We start from the raw sequence: 17964 nt of genomic DNA, 5'->3' as shown, positions 1-17964 counted from the left end.
GAACAGGGGGGATCATAAAAAAGGAGTGGATTTCTCCACTCCGTAAAAGTCTCGTTTTTTCAGGATGTCACCAAGGCTGCTGCTTTTTTTGGCTAAAACAGATACGCTCGTTACTTGCTGACGTTTTTCTTCAAGCGTAGCATCTGGAAGCTTTGTTTTTCCAAGACGACACGCAAAATGCCGTCATTCAATTCCGCTGTTTTTCCATTGACGGGCACAACGTTGTTCGGGGTTGCTTCGGTATTGGCGGCATGCAAGTCTGGGTGGTGCAAGACTTGATGGGTAGCGATTTGCAATGAATCATATTGACGCAAGTCGCAAGTGAATTCGTTGGCATCCTGCAAATCCTTATTTACTAAGAAAAAGGTCAAATAGTCATCTTCGTTTTCGATCGCAATGGCATCCACATAAGAAGCTTTTCCGTGGCTGCTATCGAAATCAGCTCCTCGAAGGATGCTATGCAACACGTGACCGCGACCATAGTTGCTGATCATTTCATAGGGATAAAAAATCGTTTGTTTCCAAGCGGCAGTGTCGGAAGTCATGATCGGTGCGATCACGTTGACCAGCTGTGCCATGCAGGCGATTTTAACGCGATCTGCGTGATGAAGCATCGTGATCATCATGCTTGCGACGAGTAACGCATCTTCAAAGTGATAGACGTCTTCTAATTGTGGTGGGTGTTGACTCCAAGGTTCAATTTTTTGATCCTGTTCATTTGAGTGATACCAGACGTTCCATTCGTCGAAGGAAATATTGATCGTCTTCTTGCTTCGGCGTTTGGCTTTCACTGCATCACAGATTGCTGCGACTTGACTGATGAACTGATCCATTGCGACATTGCTTGCTAGATAATCTTGGCTATCGCCGTTACGGTTGCCATAATATTGGTGCATGGAAATGTAGTCGACTTGATCGTAACAATGACTTAATACTGTATCTTCCCACATGCCAAAGGTCGGCATCGTGAGAGAAGAACTACCACAAGCGACGGTTTCGATCGTTGGGTCCACCAGACGCATCGCTTTGCCAGCTTCTTCTGCGAGACGGCCATATTCATCGGCTGTCTTATGTCCTTCTTGCCAAGGACCGTCCATTTCATTGCCTAGACACCAAAGTTTGATGTCATGAGGATCGGCCACCCCATGGGCACGACGGAGGTCACTATAATAGCTGCCGCCTTTTAAATTGGTGTATTCGATCAGGTTTTTCGCTGCTTCGATTCCTCGTGTCCCAAGATTGATCGCCATCATCGGTGCCGTATTGACTTGCTTGGTCCAATCCATAAATTCGTTTAAGCCGAACTGATTGCTTTCGATTACCCGCCAGGCCAAATCGATTTTTGCTGGCCGTTGCTCTTTAGGGCCGACGCTATCTTCCCATTTATACCCAGAGACGAAATTGCCTCCTGGGTAACGGACGATCGGCACATTCAACTGCTTGATCAAGGCAGCGACATCTTGACGAAAGCCTTGCTCATCGGCAAAAGGACTTTCTGGTTGATAGATCCCTTCGTACACACAGCGCCCTAAGTGCTCCACAAAAGAGCCGTAGATCCGTTCGTCGACTGGTGCCAAAATAAAGTGTTTGTCTAAATACATCGTAGTTTTCTTCAATTTTGCAACCCCTTTCTTTTCTTTCATTGTAGCGATAGTCCATGAAAATAAACACTACATTCTGTCTTATTCTATTGACGTTTTGTCCGTTTTCTTTATACTAAAGACAAGTAGGAAGGAGTGAGTAGTTGAACGTAACCTATTCAGGATTTCAAATGCACAATGCTGTTTCCGATCATATTTATCGCCCCTCTGGCTTAAAGCATTATCTTTTCGTGTTGACGTTGTCTCCAATGGTTTTCACTTTTGAAGATGGTCATCAAGAAACTAGTGAAAAAGGTAGCTGCATTCTTTTTCCTCCAACCGTCTATCAAGATTATCGTGGCAAAGAAGATTTTTTTAATAGCTTTGTTGAGTTTCAAACGGATCAGGTGATCGAAGAAACCTATGCGATCCCTTGTAACCAACTGTTTCAGCCGAAAAATATTCAACAAATCAACAAATTGATCCAAAAGATCAATCATGAATCCTTGTTGCCACAACGGCACACGGAAGAATTGATCGCGGCGTATATGACAAATCTATTGGTCTTACTTGAACGCAATTTTGAAGAAAGCATCCCGCAACCACAAAACGAACACTATCAACTGTTTCAAGCGATGCGGTTGAAAATGTTAGTCAATTGCGAACAGCAATGGGATTTTTACCAGTTTAACCGAGAGCTTTCCATCGGTAAAAGCCAATTCTATAAGCTCTATCAACAATTTTTTCATACCACGCCCAAAGAAGATTTATTGCAAGCTCGGTTTCAAAAGTTTTTTTATTTACGCAGCAACGAAACACTGACGATTCGAGAGGCGGCATTTCAATCTGGGTTCCAAAACATCAACCATTTTAATCGGCTCTTTGCGAAGCGCTATGGCTGTGCACCGACAAAGTACCAACAGGAGCAATAGGCAGGTCTGATCGGTAAAAACGCAAAAAAAAGTCCGACGAATTCTTGACGGATGAAAGAGAAAACGGGACAATGTCATTAGGAGGTGGCGTATGGATACAGAAACGATCGTAAGCGAACTTTCTAAACGTTCAAGCGAATTGGAAGCGCTACAAAGAAAGTTGAGTCAAAGCCAATTAATGAATAATGAAGCGGCACAAACGTTCATTTTTGACTTAAAGGATTATTTAGATAGCTTAAAGCTCGTAACGGATTTAGTACCGTCAGCGGCAACTACAGCAGCGGAAGTTGACCAGTTGTCGTACGTCTTAGGTGAACAAAATCAAAGCATCCAGCAGCTGCTGGTTATTTTGGAAGAAGCCGAAGCAAATGACGACCAGCGCTTTTTCGGCAAAAGTGCGGGAGAAGTGCGGCGGATGATTGGCAGTCTGTCTGGGATCCTGGAACTAAACGGTCTGTTGCTGCAAGACAATCGTGGCTTTCAGCAAGTCGTGAAGGAAACTGGACCGCTTCAGGTGACTGAAACAAAGGAAGTCCCTGAGAAAAAAGGGTTTCTCCAAAAGCTTTTTGGGAAATAAGCACTAATCGTCGATCAAAACATGGATCACTTGTACCAAAAAAACGGCACTTCACAATACGTGAAGCACCGTTTTGTGGTACAAGTATTTTTTTGCTTTTTGCCAATAGAAACGGAGGGATCAGAAGGTACCGACGCTGAAACCTTAGACTGAAATCGAACTTCTGGGGGGACATTCTTCAATCCCGTAAATCAGAAAGGTGTTTTCGGTAGCTTTTCTACTAGCATTTGCCAGTAATTTTTTGCTAGTAGCTAAGCTGAATGGTTTTTCTCTGATCTCCTTGGCTCATTGCTACTTTGTCCGCTGTGATAGTGAAATCAAAGGGTGGAATCTGATCAGAAAAGGCATTGCCTAAACACGCAACGAGCCATTCCTGTTGTCCGGCGAGAACGGTTTTGCTTATTTGAGGGATGACTGTTCGACTATAAAGTAGATTCGTGTTGGGTTCTGGCATCAAGAGGGTACCTTCTTGATGCGTCGGGAAGCTTTTGATACCGACACAGCCAACCGAGCTTTGATAAAAGATGCCTTCTTTGCTAGAAAGCGCAGCACCATCAGCTGGTGCTGCAAAGCTGCCATTGACCAGTTGCAACCTTCGATCCGTTTGAATCCGATGGTAACGCAGATGCCAAGGATACATCGGAATCACAAAGGTTTCGATGACGACCTGCTCGTAGGGGCGCCAGCGACTATAGACGTAGTCATCTTCAATCGCAAAGGCTTCGTAACCAAAAGCTGTTTTAAAATCCGTCTGCCCCTCTGAGATCGCCAATGTATTATCATAGGCACCTTGTTTCAATAAAACGGTTGCTTTCGGTACGCTAAACCCAAACGTTGTCGAATAGACAAACTTTTCGTATTTGGCATTGCCGTGAGCATGTTCGTGGGAATGTTGCCCCGCAGTGAAAGCTTGCAATTCTGTGCCTTCTTGGTTATGCACCAAAAGCATCCGACTATGCGGATTGCGCACCGGTGTGGCAAAGGTTGGCACCTGCTCCTCAAGCGTCCAAAATTCAGCATCCGCTGGGATGGCCAATACACAGAAATTTTTGAAAGCCCAATAAGGCGATCCTGGTGCGTTATAGCCTTCAGCCATATTTAGGTTGGGGTAAGCATAGCCAATACTTAAAAAGCCTTCTTGCGTAAAGATTGGTTGGCGAAACCAGTAACGCATGTTTTGTAACAGTAAATATTTTCCTTCATTTTTTGTGAAGCCTTCATATTCTATATCGGCGAAAGCACCGACAGCAAAGAAACTTGATTGCGCAAACCGATACGTTAAACTACGACCAAAAGGCAATGCCGCACCGGTTTTCGTGAACCACTGCTTAAAGGATTGCGCAAACGTAGCGGCTCTTTGACGATAGCTAAACTGATAAGGGCATTGGGAACGACAAGTAAGAACACTGTAAAGGAGTCCGTAGTATTGCATCCCAAAAGGAATATAATAGTCGATTTGGTTTTCATAGCCATCAAAATACCAGCCGTCTGCTAAGTAATACCTCTCGATCTCTTCTTGATCAGCCAAAAGGGTCGTTTCTAAAAAAGGCAATGCTGCCATTTCAAAGAAGGTATTAACTAAAATCCGAAAGAAGAGCCAATTGGTTTTAGGGATGGTGTGCTGATTGATCTGATTGAGCCAATCAAAGAGATTTGTTTGCTCTCTTGGTGTGAGGAGATCCCAAAAGACGGGTTTGGTAAAAATCAAATAGCTAGCAAGGGCACCCATTTCCACAAACAATTGGTCGTAGTCATGCAGTTTTCCCCAGTACTCCTGAGAGGTCGGGGTGGTGCCTGCAACGATCCCGGCATTGGCTTGTTGAAAAAGTTTTGGGTAACGAAGGCACGCTTCTTCTTGGCTGAACAATGGGCCCAATCCCCAGAGTGTCCGTAAAAAGCCTTCGATGTCACTCTTTTCCTGAGTGTACACCGCTCCTGAATTTCCTAGGTGGACCCTCCCGGGAGTTCCTTGTTGTGCCATACATTCGTATACGGGAGTGACCAGATCAACAAGAGCCTCTTCTAGATCAGTTTTGGTTCGAAGAGGGTTCTTACTTAATGCTTCTTGGAAGTTTCTCATGTAAACAGCTCCTTTTATTTGTTATTTTACTTTATTTAGTAAAATAAAGAAATGGAAACAGTTACATTTTTCGATTTTAAGTAAAAAAATAGTAAAAAATCGCTGGAAACAGTTACATTTTTTTGTCGACATCGCTATAATGGAGAAAATACGAGAGGAGCTACATGCAATGACCCAGATTTCCTTAACGATTTATGACCAAAAGCATCAAGTAAAAAAAGGCAAACGAACACCTGAAAGTGAACCTACCCTTCTTCAAGCGACGGCGGAAGACTTTGTCACGTTGGCATCCCAAGAGTATGGTTACGAGGACGGAGATAAAATCGTTGTCTCACTCTCACGCAGTGGACAATTTGTGTGGGTCACACTCGATGAAACGCTGGCGACTACTTTGGTGTACATCAAAGGCAACGAGTGGATCTACCCCGTACATCTTAGTGAAAATGCCAAAGAAGCCGCGCCAGAAGGCCGTTTTGCTGGGAAAAGCCATTATTTGAGTGTGCGGGTAGCAACAAAAGAAGAACTAGCGGCTTACCGCAATGTCGCCTTAAACCCTCATGATCAAAAAGAATTCTTGGGTGCCTATCCGCATGCCCATGCCAATGTTGAAACAAGAGATGATGCGACGTTTTTCGCTTGTAACGCTATTGATGGCATTTTTGCCAATACGTCTCATGGCAATTATCCCTATGGCTCATGGGGGATCAATCAACAAGCAGATGCCGCTTTGACGATCGACTTTGGTCATGAGGTCCGCATCGACCAATGTGCGCTTACGTTACGGGCGGATTTTCCCCATGATAGCTATTGGCAACAAGTCACGTTGGCGTTTTCCGATGGCAGTCAAGAAATCTTGCAGACGGTCAAAAGCAGCCAGCCTCAACGGTTTTCTTTCCAGCCGCGAACGGTCACTTGGGTGAAATTGCATGAGCTGATCCAAAATGACGATCCCTCACCATTTCCAGCGTTGACCCAAATCGAAGTCTTCGGACGCTCTATCCAGGAGGAAAACGCGTGAATCCAGCAGATGTAAAAGAAGAAATTTTACAGGCAGCACAGGCGTACCTTGACACTGGTGAGGTTCCCTATTTGCCTTATCAAGGCTATCAAGAGTATCTCGAATCGGGGAATCGTGTTGTCTTCGAATCCCATTATTTTGCCCGCCGACGGATGTTGGTGGTTTTAGGACTTGCTTATGAAATGGAGCGTAAGGCAGCTATCAAAGTGCTGCTGGAGCAAGTGATTTGGGAAATCTGCAATGAATATACATGGTGTCTGCCAGCGCATCTGCCGATTGTCGATGGCCAGTTTTCTTCGCAAGCGCGCCACACAGTCGATCTTTTTACAGCTGAAACTGGGCAATCCTTAGCAGAGTTGTTTATGTTGGTTGGGGGAGACCTTTCACCAGTCATCACAGAGCGAGTGTTGTATGAGATCGATCAACGGCTTTTTTTACCCTTCGAGGAGCAAACCTGGGAGTGGGAGACAAAAGAGAACAATTGGTCCGCAGTTATTGGTGGCTGTCTTGGAATGACGGCGCTCTATGTATTGCCGAAAAAAAGCGAGCGACAATTGCGGATGATCAAACGATTGGATACTGCAATGCAAAGCTACCTCAACAGCTTTGGCGAAGATGGGGCTTGTGTGGAAGGTGTCGGATACTGGGCGTATGGGTTTGGTTATTTTTTGTATTATGCACAATTGTTGGCAGAAGTATTGCAAGAAGATACCTACCTTAAGCAGCCTAAAACCAGAAAAATTGCTGCTTTTCCTTACTACACGATGATTTCTCCAGGCCATTACATTCCTTTTTCTGATTATTCGGCGATCGAACTGCCTAGTGGCTTGGTCAGTTATTGCTACGAGCATTTAGGCGTGGCGGTTCCCCAATTATCGGGGGTCAGTCCGTTAGATTTTGATCCTTGCTACCGGTTTGCCCATAGCTATCGAAATTTGTATTGGCATAACGAGGCGATCACACGAGAAACGAATGCCTCGTTTCATCACTATTTTGAACAAGCGCAGTGGTTCATGGCAAAAGATGTGCAGCAGGATCTCTTTTTTGCTGCCAAAGGGGGGAGCAATCAAGAAAGCCACAATCATCTCGATGTCGGTCATTTTGTATTAGGAACGACAGAGGAGTTGTTTCTGACGGACCTTGGTGCAGGGGAATACACCAAAGAGTATTTTGACGAGAACACGCGTTATCACTACTTTCCCGCAGCCGCAATCAGTCATTCGCTGCCGATCATCAACCAGCACACCCAACGCCCAACAGCCGAGGAAGCAACGGTGCTACAGGTTAATGACCAGCAATTTGACTTAGACCTCAGTGCGTTCTATCCGAAAGCAGCGGTCACTGAATACCAGCGGCGCTTCGTGGTCTCGCAGCAACAAGTAACGATCGAAGACCATTTTGTCTTTGACGAGCACCAACCAAAGAATCTGGTGGTGGAAAACTTTATTACGAACATACCACCAATGGTGCAAGATAAGACCGTTCAACTAATGACAAAAAAAGCACGCTGTGTTCTTGGTTTTACCAGTGATAAGATCCAAGTACAGCCAGTCACTTATCAAGATCACCATGGTGTACAGGCACAAGCGTATTTGATTCAAGCCGAATACGCGCTTGAGCAGACAGGGGAAATCAAAACGACCATCAAAATAAAAAAAGGCTGAGAAGGATGCGGTGCTTCCTTGCAATGACGTTGATCAATGCAAGAAGACACCGCAGCTTCTCAGCCTTCTTTTGGTTTTGCGGTAGATTGACGAATCACCAGCTGGGTACTTAAAAAGATACGTCTGGCGATCCCAGGATTTTCGATGCGGTTATAGAGTAGCTCTAACCCCGTTTCACCCATCTCTTCAGTAAATGCTTGGACCGAAGAAAGGGGTGGGGAGACATAGCGGGACACCGAAATATCGTTGATGCCCATAACACTGATGTCTTCAGGAATCTTGATTCCATGAGCCGTTAACGTATGGATGACCCCGATCGCAAAGGCATCATTGGCTGCCAAAATCGCAGTCGGCAAGCGGTCTTGCCACAAAGCCAAAGCCTGCTCCGTTAATTCTTCCCCCGTTTGGACATCCAACCGACTATTTTCTTTCACGATAAAATAATCCTCATCAAACAGCTGATAATGCTGCATCATATCGACATAGGTGTTGACCGTTGGCGTTTTGTACCGCCGATACCCATACATATTTTGACTTTCCTCGGCGCCGATAAAGGCGATTTTTTGATGACCAAGTCCCATCAAGTGAGAAAGAGCCAACTCCGTTGCTTGCGTAAAATCGGTATTGACAGAATCGTAGTCATCCAGGGGAAAGTTACTGCCAATCACACAGAGGTTGGGGTGTAGCTCATGGAGTTTTTTGACCCGCTCTTCTGTAAACTTGCCGATCGCCAGTAAGCCGTCGACGGACTGGATCACTGACTCATCAAGGTTGGAGATTTTTAACAGATCGCAACCCAGTTCGGCGGCTCGTTTTTCCACACCCAAACGAATCGACATATAGTAAATGTCTTCCAATTCTTCATCATCCATCCGCCACTGAACGATCCCAATCGATTTGTTGTGTTTTTTTGGTACATCCACTGGTAGTTCACGCTGCTTTTGCTTGTTTTTGTATTTCGTATAATTTAGTTTTTCAGCTGCCTCGAAAATCTTTCGTTTGGTTTCTTCGGTCACTGAAAGACTAGGATCGTAGTTCAGAACCCGTGATACGGTTGATATTGATACCTCAGCTATGGTCGCTATGTCGGTAATCGTAGCCATAGAATCCCTCCTCCAATGCTTCTCCTCTTCAGTATATTTCTTTTTAGTAAAAAAACCAAGAGAGAAATTGCCCTTAAGTAAAAATTTTACTTTTTTTAGGAAAAAATATTGATTATTTTCCTAAAAAAAAGTATGATTTGAAATGAAGAAAGCGTTTTAAAAATGAGGGTGGCATGAATGAAGTGGATTAATTCGTTATTTATCCTGGGTCTACTTATAGGGTTGACTGCTTGTTCTCCAAATGAAGCAACGCAGACGCAAGCATTTTCCCAAAGCAGCGAAAAGCAATTAAAAGAACGAGCGCTTTGTTATTCTGACGAAGATTTTTCGCAAGGTGTCGTCCCGTTGCATGAATTCGTGAAGCTATCTGGCACCATCGTAAAGAGTGATGCGAAAACAGCAGACATTGAGAAAGGGGATCGATTTATTCTAGAAACAGCGGCTGGACAGTACCAAGTATTCAATGAACAAAGTCAACAACTGAAACTGCAAGATGTGGTGACGGTCTACGGAGAATATTATGGTTTTATTAAAGCGACATTGATTGAAAGGAAGGATGCGGATGCAATCACAGAAGCTGCAGCAATTGAAAAAGAATAAATTTGAAAGTTATGAAGATGTAGCAGCCGGCTTCAAAACGATCATGGATCAACTCAAACCCGCTTTTGCAAGCAGTCGTCCCGGTCATTTGGCTTTAGGCAGCCATGGGACTGTCTATGAGAAAGAGGTACAGGAACTTGAAGCGTTCTTGCGACCGCTTTGGGGACTCGCGCCTTATCTAACCCAGCAAGAAGATTCATTCATGGAAACCTATCTCTCAGGAATTATTGCTGGTACAGATCCAGAGAGTCCCGATTATTGGGGTGTTGTGGAAGACTTCGACCAACGAATCGTGGAAATGGCTTCGCTAAGTACCTTTTTATTATTAAACAAGGAAAAAACGTGGGATGTTTTATCCCAACGCCAAAAAGATGATCTCCATGCGTGGCTGATCCAAGTCAATCAACGAGAAATTCCTGCAAACAATTGGCATTTCTTTCGGGTTCTCGTCAATGTAGCCATGAAGCGTTGTGGCCGCAGCTTTTCCCAAGAAAAGATCGATGCTGACTTGGCATTGATCGAGACCTTTTATTTAGGGGAAGGATGGTACTGTGATGGAGTAGCCACTCAAATCGATTACTATGTATCTTTTGCGATCCACTACTATAGTCTTCTGTACTGTCGATTTGTCCCTGAGGATCTTGAAAGGGGAAGGAAGTTCAAACAACGAGCCACCGATTTTGCTCAAACCTTCAAACATTGGTTTGCAGCAGGTGGAGCTGCCGTTCCTTTTGGTCGAAGTTTGACGTATCGCTTTGCGCAAGTTTCTTTCTTCAGCGCATTGGTTTTTGCGGATGTTGAAGCATTGCCATGGGGAGAGATCAAAGGGTTGATCAGTCGTCACCTGCAGCAGTGGATGCAGCAAGTCATTTTTACTTCCGAAGGGATACTGACGGTCGGCTATTCGTACCAGAATCTGATCTTTGCCGAAGGCTACAATGCACCAGGTTCACCTTATTGGGCGTTAAAAACCTTTCTTTTGTTAGCGGTACCAAAGGAGCATCCCTATTGGCAAGTCACCCCGACGCCATTAGCGATCACTGAAAGAACACTGGCTCATCCAATCAGTAAGAATTTTTATCAACACAATCAAGACTTGACGCATGCCTTGATGTTTCCTGCAGGGCAATGTATCAACTATCAAAGCCATGCCAGCAGCAAATATAGCAAATTTGTCTACTCAACGACGTTTGGCAATAGCGTGCCCAAAAGCAATTATTGGTTTTATGAAGGAAATTATGACAATACGTTGGCTTTATCAGAAGATGACCATTACTTTCGCACTAAAGGATTGGATCGCCAGTATCAGCTTTTACCTGATCGGATCATTCATGAATGGAATCCATGGGAAGACGTCCAGATAAAAACAACAATCATTCCACTGATAGGCAGTCACCTTCGCATTCATGAGATCAATTCTCAGCGCGCCCTTTCTTTCTATGAAGGTGGGTTTTCATCACCGAAAGAGCCTACTGCCATCACTGAAAAAAACGCACGCAGCGCTGCGGTACGAACATCGATCGGCTATTCGAAAATCGAGGCGATCGCTGGCTATGAAACGAGCGATGTCCTACGAACGGAGCCAAATACGAACCTCTTGTATCCTGCAACGTGGCTGCCGTATCTAACTGCTCAACGACAAGCGGGAAAGCACCTGTTCGTTTCCCTCGTCACCGGCTTGCTTCCACAAGAACAAGAACAAGCAGTGACCGTCGAAGTGACAACAAACAACATTACGATCAATCAATCCGGACATATGATCCAGGTTGAGCGAATAGGAGGAAAAAATGGAAACCAGCTATGACGTACAGCTATCACAATGGGTAGCCGAGCAAATCGACTTCACCGTTAATCAAGTAAGAAAGAATACTAAGACCTTTGACACGTTGGTCCCACCGGCAGCAAGTGAACAGCTTGTCTATCGACCAGAAGCCAACCATGATTGGACGGCGAGTTTTTGGACTGGCATGTTGTTTTTGAGTAAAGAACTGACGGGATCAACAGAATTTGATGAAACCATCGAAAAACAACTGCACTCTTTCCAAGAACGATTGGACCAAAGAATTGGACTAGAAACCCATGATATCGGGTTTTTGTATAGTTTGACTGCGATTGCCGACTATCGAGTGAACGGACGGGAATCTTCGAAAAAACTCGCGATTGCCGCCGCCGATCTATTGATGGCCCGTTACTCACCCAAAGCCCAGATCATTCAAGCGTGGGGCAATCTCGATGATCCGCAACAACGGGGGCGCATCATTATTGATTGCTTGATGAATTTGCCGCTATTGTATTTTGCTTCCCAAATGACGGGGGATGAATCCTACAAACAAGCAGCCTATGCTCATGCCAAGCAGACCCAGAAATACATCGTGCGAGACAACGCCACGACGTACCACACCTATTACTTCGACGTTGAAACTGGAGCGGCGATCGGCGGCAATACCCAACAAGGCTATGCCGATGATTCCTGCTGGGCGAGAGGGCAAGCGTGGGGAATCTACGGATTTACGCTGAGTTACCTTTACACCGGTGATACCAGTTTCTTGAAGACTGCTCAAGACCTTGCGGATTACTTTATTGCTGAATTACCGGCGGACAAGGTCAGTTATTGGGATTTAGTGTTTAACGATGGTAGTCAGGAAGAAAGGGATAGTTCGGCCGCCGCCATCGCAGTCTGTGGCTTGCTAGAACTGGCGAAACATTTACCGATCACGCAGCCAAACCAAGCCGCCTATCAGGAAAACGCCTTGGCGATCTTGGCGTCGTTAGCCCAAAACTATACAACGATCGACCATCCCGAATCAAACGGACTTTTGATGCATGGGGTTTATGACAAGAATTCCCTCAAAGGGGTCGATGAATGCATGATCTGGGGCGATTACTATTACATGGAAGCGCTGATGCGGGTGTCACAAAGTTGGTATTCCTATTGGTAGTTTTAGGGGCGACCCTTTAAAAAAATGTTTAATGGAGGAATGAACATGCACTTTTTGAAAAAAGGTTTATTAGCAGCAACGATGTTTGGGACGATCGCAGCCTTGGCAGCGTGTGGAGGCGGAGCGACAGATGATTCCGCTGCTTCTGAAGATGGCGACATCAAATTGACCGTAACCACTTGGAATTACGATACGACACCTGAATTCGAAAAACTATTCCGTGCCTTTGAAGAAGCGAATCCGGGCATTACCGTTGAACCTGTCGATATTGCTTCAGATGATTATGATACCAAACTGACGACGATGCTCTCTTCAGGAGATACGACAGATATTTTGACCATGAAAAATTTACTTTCTTACTCTAATTATGCGTTGCGGGACCAATTGGTGGATCTCACCGACCATATCGGATCATTGGATATTGCCCCAGCGCAAGAAAGCTATGACATGTATGACGTAGAAGGCAAAACCTATGCACAACCGTATCGGACGGATTTTTGGGTCTTGTATTATAACAAAAAAATGTTCGATGAGGCAGGTTTAGACTACCCATCAAACATCACCTGGGACGAATATGAGGAGCTTGCCAAGCAGCTAACAAAACCAGACGAACAAATTTATGGTGCGTATCAACACACGTGGCGATCCTCTACCCAAGCGATTGCAGCTGCCCAAAATGGCGCCAACTTGATCGATCCTCAATACGACTACTTGGAAGCGTACTATGATCGTGCATTGCGGATGCAAGACGAAAAAGCGCAAATGGACTTTGGGACAGCAAAATCAACGAAAGTTACGTATCAATCACAATTTGAAAATGAAAAAGCAGCCATGATGTACATGGGAACTTGGTATATGGGAGCGTTGATGACCAATATCGACGATGGCAAGACAGATGTCGAGTGGGGTATTGCGGAAATGCCGCAAAATGAAAAAGGGGAAGTAACGACATTTGGTTCTCCGACTGCTTTTGCCATCAATAAAAATTCAAAACATCAAGAAGCTGCGCAAAAATTCTTAGACTTTTGTTCTGGTGAAGAAGGCGCCAAAGTATTAGCAGAAGTCGGTGTCGTTCCTTCGTATAAGACTGACGCCATTGATGAACTTTACTTCTCCCGTGAAGGCATGCCCGCCGATGAAGTATCGAAAAAAGCCTTCAATCCAGAAACCGTCGCGATCGAGTTTCCTGTCGATGAAAATGGACCAGCGATCGACAAAATCTTGCAAGAAGAACATGACTTGATTCTTGTAGGGGACGAAACACCAAAAGAAGGCATTGCGAATATGGAAAAAAGGGTGAAATCTGAAACCGAATAGTCCTAACGAGAGAAGGGACTTGGGCAAAAAAGTTCCTTCTCTTTATTAATGAAAGGGGGCCTGCTGGCAAGCAGCAGGAGACAAATATGGAAATAACCTCAAAATCAAAAGCAGCCAATAAGTTGAAACGCAAAAATACGCTAACCGCGCTGTCTTTTATTGCACCAAACTTTATCGGCTTTTTCTTATTTACCTTAGTGCCCGTTGTGTTTTCATTTATTCTGGCTTTCATGGAATGGGATTCCTTTAGTTCGCCTGAATTTGTGGGAATGAAAAATTTCAGCAAAATGCTAGGGGACGACACCTTTTGGATCTCGTTAAAGAACACCTTTCTCTATACGATTGGCGTCGTTCCATTGACGTTAGTATGTTCCTTAGGCTTAGCGATTTTATTGAATAAAAAAGTACGTGGAATGAAGTTTTTCCGTACGGCCTTCTTCTTTCCTTATGTCACCTCGTTAGTTGCGATCGCTGTCGTGTGGAACATGTTGTTTCACCCAGCGATGGGACCAATCAATCAGTTTTTGAAATTTTTTATTGAAAATCCTCCTAATTGGACCTCCAGCTCTGATTGGGCTTTGACGGCGATCATCATAGTCAGCGTCTGGCGTGGCATGGGGTATTACATGATCTTATACTTGGCAGGGTTACAAAGTGTGCCAAAGGAATTGTATGAAGCGGCTTCGATCGATGGCGCCAACAAGTGGCAGCAGTTTCGCAACGTGACGTTGCCGTCCTTGCGACCAACGACCTTCTTTGTTTCGATCATGCTGGTCATCAACTGTTTCAAGATCTTCGATTTGGTCCAAGTCATGACTGCCGGCGGACCCGGTCGAGCCACCAATGTCTTGGTGTATCAAATTTACAACGAAGCGTTTGTGAAATTTAATTTTGGTTACGCATCTGCGATCGCCATGGTCTTGTTTGTGATCGTTTTGGGCATCACGGTGATCCAGTTTAAGTGGAACCAAAGACAAGAACGGGTGTAAGGAGGGAGTACAGATGGAAAATACACTGAGTAAAAAGAATGTTCAAGCCAAACCAAAACAAAAAGCCAAGCTGTCGGTCGGCAGTGTCTCCTTGATTCTTTTATTAACATTTCTCGCGTTAGTGACACTGATCCCATTTCTCTGGATGATCTCTGCTTCTTTTAAGACCAATAACGATGTTTTTAGCGTACCGATCCAATGGATTCCAAAAAGTTGGCACCCTGAAAACTATACGGTGATCTGGGATCGCATTTCTTTGCTGACTTTTTTTAAGAACACAGCATTTTTGAGCGTCATCATTACCTTGATCCAACTGTTTACCTCTAGCTTTGCGGCTTATGGGTTTTCGAAGATGCATTTCAAAGGACGCGACCTGTTGTTTCTGACATACATCGGTACGATTGCGATTCCTTGGCAATCCTATATGATTCCTCAGTTCATCATGATGCGCCAGTTCGGGCTGACAGACACGCTTTGGTCTTTGGTCCTCTTACAAGCCTTCAGTGCCTTTGGCGTCTTTTTGTTGAAACAATACTATAGTAGTATTCCTGATTCATTGTGTGAAAGTGCGCGGATCGACGGCTTGAGTGAGTGGGGGATCTATCGAAAAATCATTCTACCACTGACGAAGCCCGCTTTAGCGAGTCTGACCATCATCACCTTCGTCAATACATGGAACGATTATATGGGACCATTTATCTACCTCTCCTCAACCGAAAACAAAACCATTCAGTTAGGGTTGAAAATGTTTGTCGGCTTATATGATGCCGAGTACGCCCTGATCATGGCAGCATCTGTGGTCTCCATTTTGCCAGTGGCAATCGTCTTTTTAGCAATGCAAAAATACTTCGTAGAAGGAATCGCTACTTCGGGAATGAAAAATTGAGGTGATCAATCATGTTTACCAAACCTACCTTTGAAAACAATCTTTACATGCGGATCTTCCGCTGGCTATATATTGGCTTTGCCCTGAATATCAGTTTTTGGGTCGTGAATACACCCTACACCCTCACGGCAATGTTCTTGGCAGTCGATCCTAGAAACCTCCTTTGGTTTGCATTGGCACTCTTGCTGATTGGTCCAAGCATGATCAGCCTCCTGGCTGCGATCGATCGCTTTGCAGAACACAAAGACATCGATCCAGTAAAAGATTTCTGCTACTTTTTACGAACCTTTGCCGTGCGCGGGTTTCTCTATTGGCTCATCGGCTGGCTGGGAAGTGTCATTGCGATCGTGGATATTCTGTTTGCGGTTCAATTTGAAAGTGGCAAATGGCTCGTTCCTTTCTTTCTTTTGTTAGGGATGCTTTCCATAGCTCTTAGTATCAACGCGTGGTACTTCCAAGTGCGTAATCCAAAAGCCGCTAAGAAAGATGTCCTGCGTACCGCACTTTTTTTCACTTTGAAAAAATGGCCTGTTAGTTTGTTAGCAACCTTTTTGTTTGTTGCCGTTTTTGTCGCCTTGATTTTGAAGCCGCAATTTGGCTTTACTCTTTTTCCAGTCCTTTTTTTCGGACTCCTTTATTTAAACTTACGGAAATTTCAGATAAAATAGAAAGAAAGTCGTCTACGAATAAAGGAGACGACTTTTTTTAGGAGAAAGGGGGGCTTGAAGATGGCAGAAACAGTCACACTTCAACCGATTACGGAAGAAATGATTGCTGAACTTTGGTCGATCAGCTATGGGCCTAAGGCAGATTTAGAATGGAAAAAATGGGACGGACCGTATTTCCAAGACCCCGTGTTGACGTGGGAAGAATTTCGAACGGGGTTTGGCGCTAGCTGTATCGACAACCCGTTACGTAAAGCGATCAGCTATCAAGGAAGAATCGTGGGGATCGCGACCGCTTACTGGGAAGACAATAACTTGCAGCAGTGGTTGGAATTCGGGATAGCCATCTATGATGCTTCCCTTTGGAATCAAGGGATTGGCAGCCAAGCAATTCGCCAGTGGATCAATGAGTTGTTTGAATCACAGCCTCATATCCAGCGTGTCGGTTATACCACGTGGTCGGGCAATCACCGCATGATGAAACTAGGAGAAAAGCTAGGGATGACCAAAGAAGCCCAGATCCGCAAAGTCCGTTTCTGGGAAGGCACCTATTATGATTCCATCAAGTATGGCATCTTGCGAGAAGAATGGGCACAGCAGAAGTGAAGGTAGGGGATGCGGCAGCCAATGTCGTATTCCTTTTTTTATTACAAAAAATTAAAAAATTTCTAGCATTACAGACAATAACCATGTACTATCTCTATGTAATACTTTATAATAATTCCAATGTACAGATTAGAAATATTTTAAAAAAGTCGGGAATAGCGTTTGAAGTTCATTCTCAATTAGTCTAAAATAGTGAGAAAGAAAAGATACTGGAGGGAAAGAAATGTCAGTTTTAGAAATCAAAAATCTACACGTCCAAATCGAAGATAAAAAGATCTTAAAAGGCGTTGACTTAGTGTTAAAAACTGGAGAAATCCATGCCATCATGGGACCAAACGGTACAGGGAAATCAACCTTGTCCGCTGCCATCATGGGCAACCCGAATTATGAAGTGACAGAAGGGGAAATTTTGTTCGACGGCGAAAATGTCTTGGAAATGGAAGTGGATGAGCGGGCTCGTTTAGGTCTGTTCTTGGCGATGCAATACCCAAGTGAAATTCCAGGCATCACCAATGCGGAATTTATGCGAGCAGCGATCAATGCCAAACGTGACGAAGACGACAAAATCTCTGTCATGGATTTCTTGAAAAAATTAGATGAAAAAATGGATTTATTGAATATGCCAGAAGAAATGGCGGAACGCTATTTGAATGAAGGCTTCTCTGGTGGAGAAAAGAAACGAAATGAAATCTTACAATTGTTGATGCTAGAGCCAACCTTTGCGATTTTGGATGAGATCGACTCTGGTCTAGATATTGATGCCTTGAAAGTCGTAGCAAAAGGCGTCAATGAAATGCGCGGCGAAGGCTTTGGCGCTTTGATCATCACCCATTACCAACGTCTGTTAAACTACATCACACCAGACGTGGTTCATATCATGATGGAAGGCCGTGTCGTGATGACCGGTTCGGCAGATTTAGCCAAACGCCTAGAAGCAGAAGGCTATGCTGGGATCAGTAAAGAGTTAGGGATCGACTACAAAGAAGAAGAAGCGTAAGGAGGCAAGGT

16 protein-coding genes are annotated in these 17964 nt (G+C 44.5%); 13 read left to right on the top strand and 3 right to left on the bottom strand.

The window, feature by feature from the left end; genetic code table 11:
• Positions 1 to 110: 110 nt before the first annotated feature.
• The gene (gene arfA / locus ECA1_RS12310; RefSeq protein WP_015508906.1) at positions 111 to 1643 is read right to left on the bottom strand and encodes an arabinosylfuranosidase ArfA; all 1533 of its coding nucleotides are present in this window, start codon (positions 1641 to 1643) and stop codon (positions 111 to 113) included.
• 101 nt (positions 1644 to 1744) lie between these two features.
• Between arfA and ECA1_RS12305 the strand changes: the two genes are divergently transcribed.
• Both ECA1_RS12305 and ECA1_RS12300 read left to right on the top strand, forming a co-directional pair.
• Entirely contained in the window at positions 1745 to 2512 is a 768-nt protein-coding gene (locus ECA1_RS12305) for a helix-turn-helix domain-containing protein (protein ID WP_060792617.1), read from the top strand.
• Between the two features lie 91 nt (positions 2513 to 2603).
• Entirely contained in the window at positions 2604 to 3089 is a 486-nt protein-coding gene (locus ECA1_RS12300) for a hypothetical protein (RefSeq protein ID WP_060792616.1), read from the top strand.
• Positions 3090 to 3333: 244 nt separating this feature from the next.
• Here the strand turns inward: ECA1_RS12300 and ECA1_RS12295 are convergent, their stop codons facing one another.
• Positions 3334 to 5169 (bottom strand): DUF2264 domain-containing protein, encoded by a 1836-nt coding sequence (locus tag ECA1_RS12295; RefSeq protein ID WP_060792615.1) that lies wholly within the window; start codon positions 5167 to 5169, stop codon positions 3334 to 3336.
• 169 nt (positions 5170 to 5338) lie between these two features.
• Here ECA1_RS12295 and ECA1_RS12290 point away from each other — a divergent pair, with 169 nt between their 5' ends.
• Complete coding sequence (locus ECA1_RS12290) at positions 5339 to 6187, top strand: hypothetical protein (RefSeq protein ID WP_060792614.1); 849 nt, start codon at positions 5339 to 5341, stop codon at positions 6185 to 6187.
• Positions 6184 to 7851 carry a heparinase II/III family protein gene (locus ECA1_RS12285; protein ID WP_060792613.1) on the top strand — a complete coding sequence of 556 codons (1668 nt, stop codon included), beginning with the start codon at positions 6184 to 6186 and terminating at the stop codon, positions 7849 to 7851. Before ECA1_RS12290 ends, ECA1_RS12285 begins: the two co-directional genes overlap by 4 nt.
• 59 nt (positions 7852 to 7910) lie before the next feature.
• Here ECA1_RS12285 and ECA1_RS12280 read toward each other — a convergent pair whose 3' ends face one another.
• Positions 7911 to 8954 (bottom strand): LacI family DNA-binding transcriptional regulator, encoded by a 1044-nt coding sequence (locus ECA1_RS12280; protein WP_005232137.1) that lies wholly within the window; start codon positions 8952 to 8954, stop codon positions 7911 to 7913.
• 177 nt (positions 8955 to 9131) lie between these two features.
• Between ECA1_RS12280 and ECA1_RS12275 the strand changes: the two genes are divergently transcribed.
• The 9 genes from ECA1_RS12275 (at position 9132) to sufC (ending at position 17953) form a co-directional block, all read left to right on the top strand.
• On the top strand, positions 9132 to 9554 hold the full coding sequence (locus ECA1_RS12275; RefSeq protein WP_060792612.1) for a hypothetical protein: 423 nt from the start codon (positions 9132 to 9134) through the stop codon (positions 9552 to 9554).
• Positions 9517 to 11358, top strand: coding sequence for a DUF2264 domain-containing protein (locus ECA1_RS12270; protein ID WP_060792611.1), 1842 nt, complete (start codon positions 9517 to 9519; stop codon positions 11356 to 11358). Before ECA1_RS12275 ends, ECA1_RS12270 begins: the two co-directional genes overlap by 38 nt.
• The gene (locus ECA1_RS12265) at positions 11342 to 12493 is read left to right on the top strand and encodes a glycoside hydrolase family 88 protein (RefSeq protein ID WP_016609652.1); all 1152 of its coding nucleotides are present in this window, start codon (positions 11342 to 11344) and stop codon (positions 12491 to 12493) included. The genes ECA1_RS12270 and ECA1_RS12265 overlap by 17 nt, the downstream gene beginning before the upstream one ends.
• A 45-nt stretch (positions 12494 to 12538) precedes the next feature.
• A complete protein-coding gene (locus ECA1_RS12260; RefSeq protein ID WP_060792610.1) occupies positions 12539 to 13810 on the top strand; it encodes an ABC transporter substrate-binding protein in 1272 nt (423 codons plus the stop codon).
• An 86-nt stretch (positions 13811 to 13896) separates the two neighbouring features.
• Positions 13897 to 14799: a carbohydrate ABC transporter permease gene (locus ECA1_RS12255; RefSeq protein WP_060792609.1), complete on the top strand. Its 903-nt coding sequence runs from the start codon at positions 13897 to 13899 to the stop codon at positions 14797 to 14799.
• A 13-nt stretch (positions 14800 to 14812) separates the two neighbouring features.
• Entirely contained in the window at positions 14813 to 15685 is an 873-nt protein-coding gene (locus ECA1_RS12250) for a carbohydrate ABC transporter permease (RefSeq protein ID WP_060792608.1), read from the top strand.
• Between the two features lie 11 nt (positions 15686 to 15696).
• Entirely contained in the window at positions 15697 to 16353 is a 657-nt protein-coding gene (locus ECA1_RS12245; protein ID WP_010748767.1) for a YesL family protein, read from the top strand.
• A gap of 60 nt (positions 16354 to 16413) precedes the next feature.
• The gene (locus ECA1_RS12240) at positions 16414 to 16956 is read left to right on the top strand and encodes a GNAT family N-acetyltransferase (RefSeq protein ID WP_060792607.1); all 543 of its coding nucleotides are present in this window, start codon (positions 16414 to 16416) and stop codon (positions 16954 to 16956) included.
• 223 nt (positions 16957 to 17179) lie between these two features.
• Complete coding sequence (sufC, locus tag ECA1_RS12230) at positions 17180 to 17953, top strand: Fe-S cluster assembly ATPase SufC (RefSeq protein WP_005227367.1); 774 nt, start codon at positions 17180 to 17182, stop codon at positions 17951 to 17953.
• Positions 17954 to 17964: the final 11 nt, after the last annotated feature.

The organism is Enterococcus casseliflavus NBRC 100478 (assembly GCF_001544095.1).
In the GTDB taxonomy this organism is placed as follows: domain Bacteria; phylum Bacillota; class Bacilli; order Lactobacillales; family Enterococcaceae; genus Enterococcus_D; species Enterococcus_D casseliflavus.
Note: the sequence above shows the minus strand (reverse complement) of the source record. Positions and strands in the feature narration are given on the sequence as shown.

Coding starts and splice junctions, on each gene's coding strand:
- ECA1_RS12240 (WP_060792607.1), top strand. CDS start 16,414: ATGGCAGAAACAGTCACACTTCAACCGATTACGGAAGAAATGATTGCT.
- ECA1_RS12245 (WP_010748767.1), top strand. CDS start 15,697: ATGTTTACCAAACCTACCTTTGAAAACAATCTTTACATGCGGATCTTC.
- ECA1_RS12300 (WP_060792616.1), top strand. CDS start 2,604: ATGGATACAGAAACGATCGTAAGCGAACTTTCTAAACGTTCAAGCGAA.
- ECA1_RS12275 (WP_060792612.1), top strand. CDS start 9,132: ATGAAGTGGATTAATTCGTTATTTATCCTGGGTCTACTTATAGGGTTG.
- ECA1_RS12260 (WP_060792610.1), top strand. CDS start 12,539: ATGCACTTTTTGAAAAAAGGTTTATTAGCAGCAACGATGTTTGGGACG.
- arfA (WP_015508906.1), bottom strand. CDS start 1,643: ATGAAAGAAAAGAAAGGGGTTGCAAAATTGAAGAAAACTACGATGTAT.
- ECA1_RS12295 (WP_060792615.1), bottom strand. CDS start 5,169: ATGAGAAACTTCCAAGAAGCATTAAGTAAGAACCCTCTTCGAACCAAA.
- ECA1_RS12250 (WP_060792608.1), top strand. CDS start 14,813: ATGGAAAATACACTGAGTAAAAAGAATGTTCAAGCCAAACCAAAACAA.
- ECA1_RS12280 (WP_005232137.1), bottom strand. CDS start 8,954: ATGGCTACGATTACCGACATAGCGACCATAGCTGAGGTATCAATATCA.
- ECA1_RS12290 (WP_060792614.1), top strand. CDS start 5,339: ATGACCCAGATTTCCTTAACGATTTATGACCAAAAGCATCAAGTAAAA.
- sufC (WP_005227367.1), top strand. CDS start 17,180: ATGTCAGTTTTAGAAATCAAAAATCTACACGTCCAAATCGAAGATAAA.
- ECA1_RS12255 (WP_060792609.1), top strand. CDS start 13,897: ATGGAAATAACCTCAAAATCAAAAGCAGCCAATAAGTTGAAACGCAAA.
- ECA1_RS12265 (WP_016609652.1), top strand. CDS start 11,342: ATGGAAACCAGCTATGACGTACAGCTATCACAATGGGTAGCCGAGCAA.
- ECA1_RS12270 (WP_060792611.1), top strand. CDS start 9,517: ATGCAATCACAGAAGCTGCAGCAATTGAAAAAGAATAAATTTGAAAGT.